Origin of the sequence: Aciditerrimonas ferrireducens (assembly GCF_023130475.1) — a bacterium.
Lineage (GTDB): Bacteria > Actinomycetota > Acidimicrobiia > Acidimicrobiales > UBA8190 > Aciditerrimonas > Aciditerrimonas ferrireducens.
In genome coordinates, this window is the sequence record NZ_JAKHEX010000002.1 from 119,467 (window position 1) to 132,713 (window position 13,247).

Annotated in this window: 9 protein-coding genes and 1 pseudogene; 8 read left to right on the plus strand and 2 right to left on the minus strand. The window is 75.0% G+C overall.

Going from position 1 to position 13,247, the window contains the following annotated elements; genetic code table 11:
- The first annotated feature begins 32 nt into the window (after positions 1–32).
- Positions 33–500, plus strand: a complete 468-nt coding sequence (locus Acit_RS02590) for a hypothetical protein (protein ID WP_248105417.1) — start codon at positions 33–35, stop codon at positions 498–500.
- Between the two features lie 61 nt (positions 501–561).
- On the opposite strand, the gene Acit_RS02595 is transcribed toward Acit_RS02590, so the two are convergent.
- Positions 562–1,716: an acyl-CoA dehydrogenase family protein gene (locus Acit_RS02595; RefSeq protein ID WP_248105418.1), complete on the minus strand. Its 1,155-nt coding sequence runs from the start codon at positions 1,714–1,716 to the stop codon at positions 562–564.
- Between the two features lie 59 nt (positions 1,717–1,775).
- On the opposite strand from Acit_RS02595, the gene Acit_RS02600 reads away from it, so the two are divergent.
- The gene (locus Acit_RS02600; protein WP_248105419.1) at positions 1,776–2,972 is read left to right on the plus strand and encodes an NTP transferase domain-containing protein; all 1,197 of its coding nucleotides are present in this window, start codon (positions 1,776–1,778) and stop codon (positions 2,970–2,972) included.
- Between the two features lie 36 nt (positions 2,973–3,008).
- A pseudogene (locus tag Acit_RS02605) lies at positions 3,009–3,923 on the plus strand (ribose-phosphate diphosphokinase); the annotation flags it as partial.
- A gap of 61 nt (positions 3,924–3,984) precedes the next feature.
- Here Acit_RS02605 and Acit_RS02610 read toward each other — a convergent pair.
- A complete protein-coding gene (locus Acit_RS02610) occupies positions 3,985–5,694 on the minus strand; it encodes a diguanylate cyclase domain-containing protein (protein WP_248105420.1) in 1,710 nt (569 codons plus the stop codon).
- 103 nt (positions 5,695–5,797) lie between these two features.
- Here Acit_RS02610 and Acit_RS02615 point away from each other — a divergent pair, with 103 nt between their 5' ends.
- The 5 genes from Acit_RS02615 to Acit_RS02635 are packed head-to-tail and all read left to right on the plus strand — an operon-like array spanning position 5,798 to position 13,170.
- Positions 5,798–6,403, plus strand: a complete 606-nt coding sequence (locus tag Acit_RS02615) for a 50S ribosomal protein L25 (protein ID WP_248105421.1) — start codon at positions 5,798–5,800, stop codon at positions 6,401–6,403.
- A complete protein-coding gene (pth, locus tag Acit_RS02620) occupies positions 6,400–7,047 on the plus strand; it encodes an aminoacyl-tRNA hydrolase (RefSeq protein WP_248105422.1) in 648 nt (215 codons plus the stop codon). Before Acit_RS02615 ends, pth begins: the two co-directional genes overlap by 4 nt.
- A gap of 1 nt (position 7,048) precedes the next feature.
- A complete protein-coding gene (gene mfd / locus Acit_RS02625) occupies positions 7,049–10,600 on the plus strand; it encodes a transcription-repair coupling factor (protein WP_248105423.1) in 3,552 nt (1,183 codons plus the stop codon).
- Positions 10,597–11,733, plus strand: a complete 1,137-nt coding sequence (locus tag Acit_RS02630) for a peptidylprolyl isomerase (protein ID WP_248105424.1) — start codon at positions 10,597–10,599, stop codon at positions 11,731–11,733. Before mfd ends, Acit_RS02630 begins: the two co-directional genes overlap by 4 nt.
- A 3-nt stretch (positions 11,734–11,736) precedes the next feature.
- Complete coding sequence (locus Acit_RS02635) at positions 11,737–13,170, plus strand: MazG nucleotide pyrophosphohydrolase domain-containing protein (RefSeq protein WP_248105425.1); 1,434 nt, start codon at positions 11,737–11,739, stop codon at positions 13,168–13,170.
- Positions 13,171–13,247: the final 77 nt, after the last annotated feature.

A 13,247-nucleotide genomic window follows, 5' to 3' on the forward strand; every position in this document is an offset into this window, starting at 1 on the left:
CCCGACGCTTCGGGGCGCTCGGGGCGGGCGTCGTGGCGGCGGTCGCCTTAGCGGCGTGCGGGAGCGGAGGGACGACGATCTCCACAAAGGGGGGCACGATCACCGTGCACCACAACGGCAATGCGCAGTTCAGCGCCCCGGGCGTCTCGGAATCGGTCGCCGGTGGCGGGGGCGCAGTGGCCGTGCCGAGCGGCTTCCCCTCGTCGGTGCCGCGCCCACGGGACGGCAGGTTGCAGCTCGCCGAAACCGGGCCAGGCCCCTCCGGTCCGAGCTTCAACCTGATCTACCGCTACGCCACGGCGGGCGCGGCGAGCAGCGCCCTGGCCGGCTACGACGCGGCGCTGCGCGGCGCGGGGTTCACGGAGCAGAGCAGTGTCACCGGCAGCCACACCACCCTGCAGGGTTGGCAGTCGGCGACCTGGGCGATCTCGATCGAGGTCGGCCCGACCGGGTCGACCGCCGCCAGCGAGATGAGCGTCACCGTCTCGAGCCGGAGCTGAGTCCGGCCTTCCTCGTGGCCCGCGAGGAGCCGAGACGACGTCGGGTTGCCGATCCTGCCGGTCAGTACGAGCGGGGCAAGCCCAAGCTGTGCTGGGCCACGAAGTTCAGGACCATCTCCCTGCTGACCGGGGCGGTCTTGAGCAGCCGGGCCAAACCCCAGAGGTCGGCCAGGCCCACGTCCCGGGTGAGCCCCAGGCCCCCGTGGGTCTGGATGGCCCGGTCCAAGCACTCGAGACTGGCGTCGGCTGCTGCGAGCTTCGCCATGTTGGCCCACTCCCCGGCCTCGACCCCGTGGTCGTAGCACCAGGCCGCCCGCTGCATCATGAGCCGGGCCAGTTCGAGGTGGACCTTGGCTTCGGCCAGGGGGTGGGCCAGGCCCTGGTGGGAACCGATCGGGACGTCCCAGACCCGTCGTTCGCGGGCGTAGGCCGCGGCCTTCTCCAGGGCGTAGCGGCCGATCCCAACCGAGAGGGCGGCGGCGGTGATCCGCTCGGGGTTCAGGCCCACGAAGACCTGGCGGAGGCCCTGGTGCTCGGTCCCGACGAGGTGATCTGCGGGTACCGCCACGTCGTCGAGGTACACGGTGAACTGCTTCTCCGGTGAGCAGATCTCGACCGGGATGGGGGCGAGGGACACCCCCGGCGCCGCGAGGTCCACGACGAACAGGGAGAGCTGGGCCCGGCCCGTCGCCGGGTCCGTGCCGGTGCGGGCGACGACGAGGACCGCCTCGGCCTGGTCGCAACCGGAGATGAAGTACTTCGTCCCCGAGAGCCGGTAGACGTCCCCGTCGCGACGGGCCTGGACCGAGATGCGGTGGCTGTTGGAGCCGGCGTCGGGTTCGGTGATGGCGAACGCCATGGTGAGCTCGCCGGTGGCGAAGCGGGGCAGCCAGCGTCTTTGCTGCTCGGGGGTGCCACAGCGAGCGATGATCGACGCGCAGATGGCCGGAGAGACGATGAGGAGCAGCAGGGGGCAACCAGCGGCCGCGAGCTCCTCGCAGACGATCGCCAGCTCGACGATCCCCCCGCCCCCGCCGCCGAACTCCTCGGGCACGGCCACCCCGAGGAGCCCCGCCTCGCCGAGGGCGCGCCAGAGCTCGTCGAGCTTCGTGCCCTGACGAGCAGCGGCGGTGAAGGCCTGGTGGCCGTACTCGGCGGCCAGCTTGGCGACCGCCTGGCGGAGCAGGGCGTGCTCCTCGGCTTCCTGGAAGTCCACGTCGAACGACCTCCCGGGACTGGCAACGCTGCGACCCGCCGCCCTGACAGACTAGGTCCATGGCCTACCGACCGCTGGCTGCCGTGGTCCTGGCCGCCGGGGACGGTACCCGGATGCGCTCGGACCGACCCAAGCCCGTGCACCGCCTCTGCGGCCGGCCCATGGTCCTCTACGTGCTCGACGCCCTGGCCGAGCTCCCGGTGGAGGAAGTGGTGGTGGTGGTCGGCCACCGGGGGGAGTGGGTCTCGAAGGCGGTGACCGAGCAGGCCCCGGCAGGCTTGTCCCTGACCTTCGTGGAGCAGCCCGAGCGTCGGGGCACGGCGGACGCCCTGGCCGTCGGCCTGACCGCCCTGTCGGACCGGATGAGCGAGGCCGACGGGGACGTGCTGGTCCTCCCCGGGGACGCCCCGCTGCTGCGGGCCGAGACCCTGGCGACCCTGATCCGGGTCCATCGACTCGAGGAGGCGGCAGCCACGCTCTTGACCACCCGGGTCGAGGAGGCCAGTGCCGGGCTGCGGGTGGTCCGGGGCAAGGACGGCAGCGTCGTCGAGGTGGTCCCGGCTGCCGACACCCACCGGCTCGCGGAGGCGGGGGCGACGCCGGCCGGTCGGGGGAGCGCACGACGCCGCCCGGGCCGATCAGGAGGAGCTACGGAGGACGCCGGCGAGGACCCGAGTGCCCCCCCGGCGAGCCATGTGGAGGTGGCGACCACCGTCCACTGCTTCCGGCACGGGGTCCTGGCCCCAGCCCTCCGGCGCATCGGACCGTCGGGGCGCGACGGGGAGCACCACCTGGCCGATGTGTACGGGGTCCTGTCGGGCGCGGGCTACTCCCTCGCCTCGGTGCCCCTCTCGGACCCCGAGGAAGCAGCCGGGGTGAACGACCGGGCGCAGCTGGCCGTCGCCGAGGCGGAACTGCGCCGACGGATCAATCTGGAGTGGATGCGCAAGGGGGTCACCATGTGGGACCCGGCCCGGACCTACGTCGACGCCACGGTGCAGCTGGCTCCCGAGACGGTCCTCCTGCCCGGGGTCATCCTGCAGGGTGCCACCGTGGTGGGCACCGGGGCCGAGATCGGGCCGGACTGCCTGCTGGTGGACTGCGAGGTGGGTGCCGGCGCCCGGGTGGTCGCCAGCCACGCCCGGCACGCCCGGATCGGCGAGGGGGCGATGGTCGGGCCGTTCGTGGCCCTGGCCGAGGGGGCCGTGGTGGGAGACGGCGACCAGCTCCGGCCCCCCGGTCCCCAGGCCGCCTGAGGGAACGACGCCGGAGGGGTTGCTAGCGTCGGGCGCGTGGAGCTCGTCCCTCGCCGCCGCCTGGAGCTGTTCTCCGGCCGATCGCATCCCGAGCTGGCCCAGGAGATCGCCGAGCACCTGGGGGTCCGGCTCGGGGAGGCGAACCTGCGGGAGTTCTCGAACGGGGAGATCCACTGCCGCTACGGCAGCTCGGTGCGGGGCACCGACGTCTTCATCGTGCAGACCCACTGCAACCCGGTGAACGACGCCCTCATGGAGCAGCTCATCATGATCGACGCGGCGAAACGGGCGTCGGCGAAGCGGATCACGGCGGTCTGTCCCTACTACGGCTACTCCCGCCAGGACCGGAAGGCGACCGGACGGGAGCCGATCACCGCCAAGCTGGTGGCGGACATGCTGCAGACCGCCGGGGCCGACCGCGTGGTGAGCGTGGACCTGCACTCGGGCCAGATCCAGGGGTTCTTCGACCTTCCCTTCGACCACCTGACCGCCATGCCGGTCCTCCTCGCCGAGCTCCGCCGGCACGGCACCGACGACCTGGTGGTCGTCGCCCCCGACGCCGGCCGGGTGAAGGTGGCCGAGCGCTACAGCCAGCAGCTCAACACCGACCTGGCGCTGGTGCACAAGCGTCGGCCCCGGGGCACGGCCAACGAGGTCGAGGCCCTCCACGTGGTCGGCGAGGTGGAAGGGCGGACCTGCGTGCTGATCGACGACATGATCGACACGGCCGGCACCATCTGCGCGGCAGCCGAGCTCTTGGTGGAGCACGGGGCGGCCGACGTCTGGGCCATGGCCACCCACGCCCTGCTCTCCGATCCGGCCCTGGAGCGCCTCGAGAAGGCCCCGATCTCGAAGGTGGTGGTCACCAACACCCTGCCGGTCCCTCCCGAGCGGCGCATCGAGAAGCTCGAGGTGCTCTCCGTCGCAGGGCTCATCGCCGACGCCATCGACGCCGTCTTCGAGGGCCTGACCCCGGCGCCGGCCGGTCGTCCGGCACAGGGCCCCGCGGCCCTCAGCTCGGGGGTGGGGCGGCGGGCAGGGCCCGCCAGTCGGCCAGGCACGGGCCGCTTCGCCGCTGCTTGGCCCGGTACATGGCGGTGTCCGCGGCGGCCACCAGCCCGTCGCCGGGGGTCGCGGGGTCGGCGGTCCAGGCCACGCCGATGCTGGCGGTCACCGTCAGCCGGTGCCCCTCGAGGAGGATCGGTTCGGCGAGGCGGGCGGCGAGGACCTCGGCCAGGGCCAGCCCGTCGGCCGCCCGGCGCACCCCCGGGGCGACCACGAGGAACTCGTCGCCCCCGATCCGACCGACCACGTCCCCGGCCCGGACCGACTCCTGGAGGCGGCGTGCCGCCACGCACAACAGCTGGTCGCCGGCCCGGTGCCCGAGACGGTCGTTCACCGCCTTGAACCCGTTCAGGTCCACGAAGAGCACCGCCAGTCCGCCGGGACGGCGGCCCGACCGGGCGAGGGCCTCCTCGAGGGCGGCGAAGGTCGAGGCCCGGTTGCGGCACTCGGTGAGCGGGTCGTAGGTCGCCTGCTGCTCGAGCTCCCGCCGGAGCCGCACGCTGAGCGTCACGTCCTCGACGCAGCCCACCAGGCCGTCGAACGCACTGGGCTCGGCGGCGGGGGCCCCGTGGAGGGGCCGGAGCCGGACCAGGCAGGTGCGCAGCTCGCTGCCGGCCACCACCCGGACCTCGAGGTCCTTCGGGCTTCCCCCGAGGGCGTCGGCGAGCGCCTGCTCGATGGCCGGGTGGTCCTCGGGCAGGACATGGTCGAAGAGCCGGGCGAGGCTGGCGGTGCGGGGAGCGGCGAGGATCCGGTGGAGCTGGTCGTTCGCGAAGAGCAGGTGGCCTCGCTGGTCGGCGTGCAGCAGGCCGAGGGGTACGGTCTCGGCCAGCTGGGCCAGGAGGCGTTCCCGGGCCTCGAGGGCCTGGTGGGCGGCCATCTCGTCGGAGATGTCGACCATGTCGGCCACGATCTGGCCCGGCGGAGCTCCTGGTGGGCTGGCGGCCGGGTCGGGATCGTCGAGGTGGTTGTGGTTCGTGATCTCCAGCCAGACCCAGCGGCCGTCCCGGTGGCGATGCCGGAGGCGGACCCGTCGGCCGGTGCCGGGGGTCTCGAGGAGGTCCAGCCAGTTGGCGATGGCCAGCTCCTGGTCCTCGGGGTGGACCAGTTCCAGGGAGCGATGCCCCACGAGCTCCTCGGGTCGCCAGCCCAGGATGCGGGGCAGGGCGTCGTCCACCCAGGTGAAGACGGCCGAGGCGTCCTTCGTGGCCCGGGCGACCCGGGGCGGGGTCGGGGCCTGGGCGGCCCGGACCAGGGACGCCGTCTCGTTCTCGAGGTCGCCGGCGAAGACCAGCACGATGACCCCGTGCTCCCGTCGGACGTCGACGGCGAAGACCGTGACCGGCTGCCCGGGGTCCTCGACCCGGCGGACCGGGGCGCTGGCACAGCCCGCGGCCCGAGCCCGGGCGTAGAGGTCGACGAGGACCACCCGGTCGGCGGGCATCACGAGGTCCAAGGTGGTGGGGATGAGCAGGGGGCGGTGACGGCCGAGGGGCACCGTGGCGGGGACCGGCACCGCCACCCCCGAACCGTTGATGGCCGCGACGTCGGCGTCGGGATGCGTCTCGAGGAGGACCGCGAGGGCCTGGCCGGTGTCCAGCGGCCCCCCGCGCCGACCCCGGGACCCATCGGCTTCGCTCGACCGCCCTTCCCCCACGACAAGGGTGTCGGCGGCCGGGCCTCGCGTCTGGAGGACTATCCTGGCGTGGCTCCTCCGGGCCCCCGGGGTGAGCACCAGGGCACGACGCAGGAGCGGAGCGATGGCTGAGATCGAGCTGCGGGCGGAGACCGGGCGACCGGTCGGGTCGGCGGCGGCCCGGCGGCTGCGCCGGGAGGGCAAGGTGCCGGGTGTGGTCTACGGCCACGGGGTCGAGGGCCTGCCGGTGGCGGTGGCCGCCCGGGACCTGCGGGCCGCGTTCTCCACCGCTGCCGGGCTGAACGCGGTGCTCGCCCTGGACGTGGACGGCCGGCGCTACCTGGCCTTGGCGAGGGAGCTCCAGCGCCACCCGGTGCGGGGCACCCTCCTCCACGTGGACTTCCAGGTCGTGAACCCCGACGAGCGGGTCACCGCCGAGGTGCCCGTCACCTTGGTCGGCGAGGCGGTCGAGGTGGCCCACGCCGACGGGGTGGTCGACCAGGAGCTCTTCACCGTGCCGGTGACGGCCACCCCCGGTGGGCTGCCCTCGGCGATCGAGGTCGACGTCTCGGGCCTGACGGTCGGCGGCGTCATCCGGGTGGCCGACCTGCGGCTCCCGGCGGGGGCGACCTGCGAGCTGGACCCTGACACGGTGGTCGTGACGGGCGGCGCCGGCCAGCGCAGCGAGGAGGGCGAGGCCGAGGTGGCCGAGGACAGCGCCGAGGGGTGAGCCGGGGCGGCTGGCCGGTCCCCGAGGGGCCCTGTCCCGACCTGCTGGTCCTGGGGCTCGGCAACCCGGGCCGGGAGTTCGAGGGCACCCGGCACAACGTCGGGGCGGCCGCCGTGCGAGAGCTGGCCCGTCGCCGGGGACTCCGGCTGAGCCCCGAGCGGGGGACCTGGGCGGAGGTCGCCTGGGCCCCCCTGGCCGGGGACGAGCCCGGGGGCCAGGCGGGCCGGTTGATCCTGGCGGTGCCGACCACCTACATGAACGACTCGGGCCTCGCCGCCGCAGCCTTGGTTCGCCGCTACCGGCTGGCCGACCCGGCCCGGCTCGTGGTCGTCCACGACGAGCTCGATCTGCCTCCGGGCCAGCTGAAGCTGAAGCTCGGCGGGGGGACGGCGGGGCACAACGGGCTGCGGTCCCTCCAAGCCCACCTCCACCACTCCGGATACCTCCGGGTGCGGATCGGCATCGGCAAGCCGCCCCACCCGCGAGCCGGGGCCGACTACGTCCTGCGGCGGCTGGCCGGCCGGGACGCGGAGGAGCTGGCGCTAGCCTCGGCGCTGGCGGCCGACGCCGTGGAACTGCTGGTGCGCGAGGGCGTGGCGGCGGCCATGACGGCGGTGAACGGGGCGGCCCGGGCGCAACGGTGAGGTGAGGACAGTTTCGACCTCCACGCAGGCCCAGACGCGGACGGAGAGGGAGGCGCGCCCGCCCCTGGCCGGCCTGCTCGGCCGGCTGGCCCGGGACCCGGGGATGGCGGCGCTGGTGGACGCCGCCCAGCCGGCGGTGGCGGTGGCCGAGGCCGGGGTGCCCCTCGTGCTCGGGGCCCTGGCCCAGCTCGGGGGGCGCCGACCGCTGCTGGTCGTCACCCCGACCCAGGCCGACGCCGAGCGGGTGGCCCACGACCTGCGGGCTTTCCTGCCCGCCGCCGAGGTCGAGCTGTTCCCGGCCTGGGACACCCTGCCCTTCGAGCGGGTCAGCCCCGAGTCCTGGGCCATGGCCCAGCGGCTGCGGGTCCTCTGGCGTCTCCAGGGCCATCCGGCCGCCGCCGCGGGCCCCGTCACGGTGGTCGTGGCCCCGGTCCGGGCCGTCCTCCAGCGCCTCGGGGTCCTCGAGGAGACGACGGCACCGGTCAGGGTGGCCCTGGGGTCCTCGATGGGCCGGGACGAGCTGGTCGCCCGGCTGGTCGCCCTCGGGTACCGGCGGGAGTACCAGGTCGAGCACCGGGGCGAGGTCGCGGTGCGGGGCAGCATCGTGGACGTCTTCCCGCCCGATGGCGAGGACGCGGTCCGGATCGACTTCTTCGGCGACGAGGTCGACCGCTTGGCGGTCCTGGACCCCGGGGACCAGCGTTCGGGAGAGGCCCTCTCGGAGGTGCTCCTGGTGGGGTGCCGGGAGGTGCTGCCCACCCCGGCGGTGGCCGAGCGGGCCGCCCGACTCCTCGAGGAGCAGCCCTGGGCGGCCGCCCAGTGGCGCCGGCTGGCCGACGGCGAGGTCTTCGACGGCATGGAAGCCTTCTGGCCCTGGCTCGACGAGGAGGCCCGCCTGCTCCCCGACCTCCTGCCGGCCGAGGCCCGGGTGGTGCTCGTCGACCCCCGCCGGGCCCGGGACCGGGCCGAGGAGCTCGTGGCCGACGAAGCGGCCCTCGTCGGGGCGCTGGCCGACACCTGGGGGTTCCCGGGCTCGGCCGACGACGTGCCCCGGCTGCACCTGGGCTTCGATCGCCTCCTGGCCCGCTGCCCGGCACCGGTGGTGGCCCTCCCCCCGGTGCCCGACGGCCCGGCCACCCCGGAGGTCGGGGTCCGCGGCTGGTCCCTCGCCGGGGTGGAGCGCGCCGCCCTGGCCAGCCGCCTCGGTCGCTTGGCGGCCGAGGGCAACACGGTGGTGGTCTGCGGCGAGGGCGCCGGGGCAGCGGCCCGGATGGCCGAGCACCTCCGGGCCGAAGGGCTCGAGGTCCGCGACGCCACGGGCGGCCTGGAGGACCTCCCGGGCGGCGGTGCGGTGGTGGTGACCGTGGCCTCCTTGGACCACGGGGTCCTCGCGCCGGGCGCCGGCCTGGCGGTGGTGGCCGAGGCCGACGTGAGCGGCCGACGACGGCCGCACCGGCGGGCCCGGGCACGGAGCCGACCGGCCGAGGGGTTCTTCGACGACCTGAGCCCCGGCGACTACGTCGTGCACCGCCAGCACGGGGTGGGGCGCTTCGCCGGCATGGTCACCCGGGAGGTCGGGGGCGCGGCCCGGGACTACCTCCTCTTGGAGTACCGGGACGGCGACAAGCTCTACCTACCTTCGGACCAGATCGGCATGCTGACCCCCTACAGCGGCGGGGAGGCCCCGACCCTGCACCGGCTGGGGGGCAGCGACTGGCAGCGGACCCGGGCCCGGGCCCAAGCGGCGGTCCGGAAGCTCTCGGAGGAGCTGGTCGCCCTCTACCGGGCCCGGCTCACGGCCACCGGCCACGCCTTCGCCCCGGACACCCCGTGGCAGCGGGAGCTCGAGGACGCCTTCGGCTACCTGGAGACCCCCGACCAGCTGGCCGCGGTGGAGGCGGTGAAGCGGGACATGGAGCAGCCCCGGCCCATGGACCGGCTGGTCTGCGGGGACGTGGGCTTCGGGAAGACCGAGGTGGCCCTGCGGGCGGTCTTCAAGGCCGTCCAGGACGGCAAGCAGGCCGCCGTGCTGGTCCCGACTACCCTCCTGGCCCAGCAGCACCACCAGACCTTCTCGACCCGCTTCGCCCCCTACCCGGTCCGGGTCGAGGTCCTCTCCCGCTTCCTGACCCCGGCCGAGCAGCGGGAGGTCGTCGCCGGGCTGGCGGACGGCTCGGTCGACGTGGTCATCGGCACCCACCGGCTGCTGGCGGCCGACGTGCGCTTCAAGGACCTGGGCCTGTTGGTGGTGGACGAGGAGCAGCGCTTCGGGGTCCAGCACAAGGAGGCGGTGAAGCGCCTGGCCACCGGGGTCGACGTGCTGACCCTCACCGCCAGTCCCATCCCGCGCACCCTCGAGATGGCCCTGACCGGCATCCGGGACCTCTCGCTCATCCAGACCCCCCCGGCGGAGCGCCAGCCGATCCTGACCTACGTCGGCGAGTACGACGAGGCGGCGGTCGTCGAGGCCATCCGGCGGGAGCTGCTGCGGGAGGGCCAGGTCTTCTTCGTGCACAACTGGGTGGCCGACATCGAGCAGGTGGCCGCCCGGATCCGGCAGCTCGTGCCCGAGGCCCGGGTGGGGGTGGCACACGGCCAGATGGACGAAGGGGCCCTCGAGCAGGTGGTGCTGGACTTCTGGGAGCGGCGCCTGGACGTGCTGGTGTGCACCACCATCATCGAGTCGGGCATCGACATGCCGACGGTCAACACCTTGGTGGTGGACCGGGCCGACCGCCTGGGTCTGGGCCAGCTGCACCAGCTGCGGGGCCGGGTCGGGCGCTCGGGCCAGCGGGCCTACGCCTACCTCTTCCACCCGCCCGACCGGGTCCTGCCCGAGACCGCCTACGAGCGCCTCCGGACCATCGGGGAGCACACCGAGCTGGGCAGCGGCTTCAAGATCGCCATGCGGGACCTCGAGATCCGGGGGGCGGGGAACCTGCTCGGCGAGGACCAGTCGGGCCACGTCGCCGCGGTCGGCTACGACCTCTACGTGCAGATGGTGGCCGAGGCGGTGGCCGAGGCCCGGGGCGAGCCCATCCGGCCACCGGCCGAGGTCAGCATCGACGTGCCCAGCGTGGCCTTCCTCCCGGCGGACTACGTGGCCCGGGAGGACCTTCGCCTCGAGGCCTACCGGCGCCTCGCCGCCGTTGCCGACCCCGAGAGCGTGGAGGAGATCCGAGCGGAGTGGCTCGACCGCTTCGGACCCCTGCCCCCGCCGGCCGAGGGCCTCTTGGCGGTGGCTCGCCTGCGGGCCGAGTGCGTCCGCGTCGGGATCCACGAGGTGACGGTGACGGCCAGCGGCGGGGTGGTCGGACCCGGCGGGAAGCGGCGCCAGGTGGCTCGGCTCGCACCCCTGGCCCTGCCGGCCAGCGCCAAGGTGCGCCTCGCCCGGCTGCACCCCCGGGCCGTCTACAAGGAGGACCTGGGCCAGCTGATCCTGCCGGTGCCGCCGGAGGAACGCGACGCCGCCGACTGGCTCACCGGGGTGCTCCGCCAACTCGTGCCGCCACCCGCCGCCCAGGCGGCCCCCGGTAGCATGAGCGCCCCGTGAGCCGCTGGAGCACTCGTCTCGTCGCGCTGGCCGCCGGACTGGCCTGCGCCCTGACCCTCGCCGCCTGCCAACCGACCCCGCCGGCTGCCGTGGTCGACGGGCAGGCCATCGGCCAGGGAACCGTCACCTCCCGGCTCGCGGTCCTCGCCGACCATCCGGCAGCGGCCTGCGTGTTCTCGGCGGTGCTCGGGATCGACGCCCCGGTGCAGGGTGCCGGCCAGGGGACGGTGACGACCCAGGTGGCCGACGCCGAGGTGGAGAGCCTGGTCCTCGAGCACCTCCTCCGCCACCAGCTGGCCAGCCACCACGTCGCCCTGACCAGCTCGGCCCTGGCCGCCGCCCGGTCGGACCTGGCCAGCCAGGTGAGCGACGCCCTCTCCGCCGAGTCCAGCCAGGGTGTCGTCTCCCCCTCGTGCGCCAGTGCCGGCAGCAACCCCCTGGCGGCGGCGCCAGCCGGCTTCGTGGCCCAGATGGCTCGGTTCCTGGCGGTGCAGGAGCAGTTCCGGGCCGAGGTCGGGCACGTCGACATCTCGCCGGCGGCCATCGCCGCCTACTACTCGGCCCACCACGCCCGCTTCGAGCAGGCCTGCCTGGAGGTGCTGGTGACCGACAGCCAGGCGGCGGCGACGACCGTGCAGAAGGCCATCGCCGGAGGCGAGTCCTTTGTGGCGGCGGCCACCGGTCCTGGCGTCGACCAGCAGCTGACCCCGCCGGGGGGAGGCGAGCTGCCCTGCGAGCTCCCCTCGGTCATCACCGCCACCTTCGGGGCCAGCACCAGCGCGCGGATCTACGCCTCGAAGCCCGGCACCTTGCTGGCCCCCCTCGCCTGGCAGGACCCGAGCACCGGTGGTTCGTACTGGCTGGTCCTGCGGGTCCAAGCCCTGCCCCAGGCCCCCCTCGTGAACGTGGCGAGCGACATCCGGGCCACCTTGTTGGCCGGGACGACCCAAGCGGCTGACCGCGCCCTGCGGACCCTGCTGGCGAAGAGCCCCGTCGAGGTGGCCGCCCGCTACGGCAGCTGGCGGGGCGACGCTGGGCTCGTGCCCCCGCCGGTGCCGCCCCGGACCGACCTGCTCGATCCCTCGGCGGTGACCACCGCCGCCCTGGCCGCGACCGGTCCGGCCTCGGGCTGAGCGGTGCCCGAGGCCAACCCGCCCGAGCTGGTCGTCGTCGGCCTCGGCCCGGCGGACGGGCGCTGGCTGCCCCCGGCCGCCGCTGACGCCGCGACCCGCAGCACCCTCCTGGTCCTGCGGACCGAGCGGCACCCGGCAGCCGCCGAGCTGGCCGCCCAGGCCCGAGCCCGCGGGGTCCGGGTCCGCTCCCTGGACCAGCACTACGAGACGGCAGGCACCCTGGACGAGGCCTACCGGTCCATGGTCGAGGACCTGGTGGCCGAAGCGGCTCGCCAGCCCACCTGTTACGCCGTGCCGGGTTCGCCTCTCGTGGCCGAGGCGACGGTCCGGGCGCTGCGGGTCGATCCCCGGGTGCGGCTCCGGCTGGTGGCCGCCCCGTCGTTCCTGGACCTGGCCTGGGCGGCCCTCGGGGTCGATCCCCTGGAGGCCGGGGTGCGGCTCGTCGACGCCGGCGACTTCGCCGTGGAGGCTGCCGGGCAACCCGGACCGTTCCTGGTCGGCCAGTGCGACCAGCCCGAGCTGCTCTCGGCGGTGAAGCTGGCGGTGGCCGAGTGGTGCGAGCTGGCCGGCGTCGAGCCGCCGGACGGGGTGCTGCTGCACCACCTCGGCCTGCCCGACCAGCTCGTCGTGTCGGTCCCCTGGCCCGAGCTGGACCGCAGCGTCGAGCCCGACCACCTCACCTCCCTCTACGTGCCCCGGCTCGCCCCGACGGTGTCCTCCGAGGCCGCTCGGCTCGAGGAGCTGGTCCGGGAGCTGCGGACCCGCTGCCCCTGGGACCGGGAGCAGACCCACGGGTCCCTGGCCCCCCACCTCCTCGAGGAGGCCTACGAGGCCCTCGAGGCGGTCGAGACGGTGGCCCGGCTGCTCGCCGAGGACCCGGCCGAGGACCATCCGGACCTGCCAGCGGCCGTCGACCACCTCGAGGAGGAGCTCGGCGACCTGGTCTTCCAGGTGGCCCTCCACAGCCGGCTGGCGGCCGAGCGGGGCTGGTTCACCTGGGCTGACGTCCTGCGGCGGGTGCACGACAAGCTGGTCCGTCGCCACCCCCACGTCTTCGGGTCCGAGACCGCCTCGAGCGCCGAGGAGGTGGCCGCTGGCTGGGAACGGCGGAAGCTGACCGAGGAGGGCCGCTCGGACCCCTTCGCGGGGATCCCGAGCGCTCTCCCGGCCCTGGCCCAGGCGGCGAAGGTCCTCCGGCGGGCCGCCGCCCTCCCGGGGGCCTGGGCCTCGCCCCACGGGGGCCCGGGGAGCGCCCCGGGGCCGGACGCGCCGGGTCAGTCCGGGGCCGAGCCCGCCACGGCGGCGGACCCTGCCGGGGCCGTCGGGGAAGCCCTGCTCTCGCTCGTGGCCCTGGCCGGCCAGCTCGGGGTGGACGCCGAGGCCGCCCTGCGGGCCGCCACCGCCCGGTTCCGCCACCAGGTCGAGCGGAGCCGGTAACGTCGGGCCCCGCCGCCGCCAGGCGGGTCGGAGCCGGGCAGGAACGAGGAGGGTGCGATGGAGCCAGCCGGGACGCC

Excerpts from the sequence above, each read along its gene's own strand:
- Acit_RS02600 (WP_248105419.1), top strand. The coding sequence starts at position 1,776 with ATGGCCTACCGACCGCTGGCTGCCGTGGTCCTGGCCGCCGGGGACGGT.
- Acit_RS02615 (WP_248105421.1), top strand. The coding sequence starts at position 5,798 with ATGGCTGAGATCGAGCTGCGGGCGGAGACCGGGCGACCGGTCGGGTCG.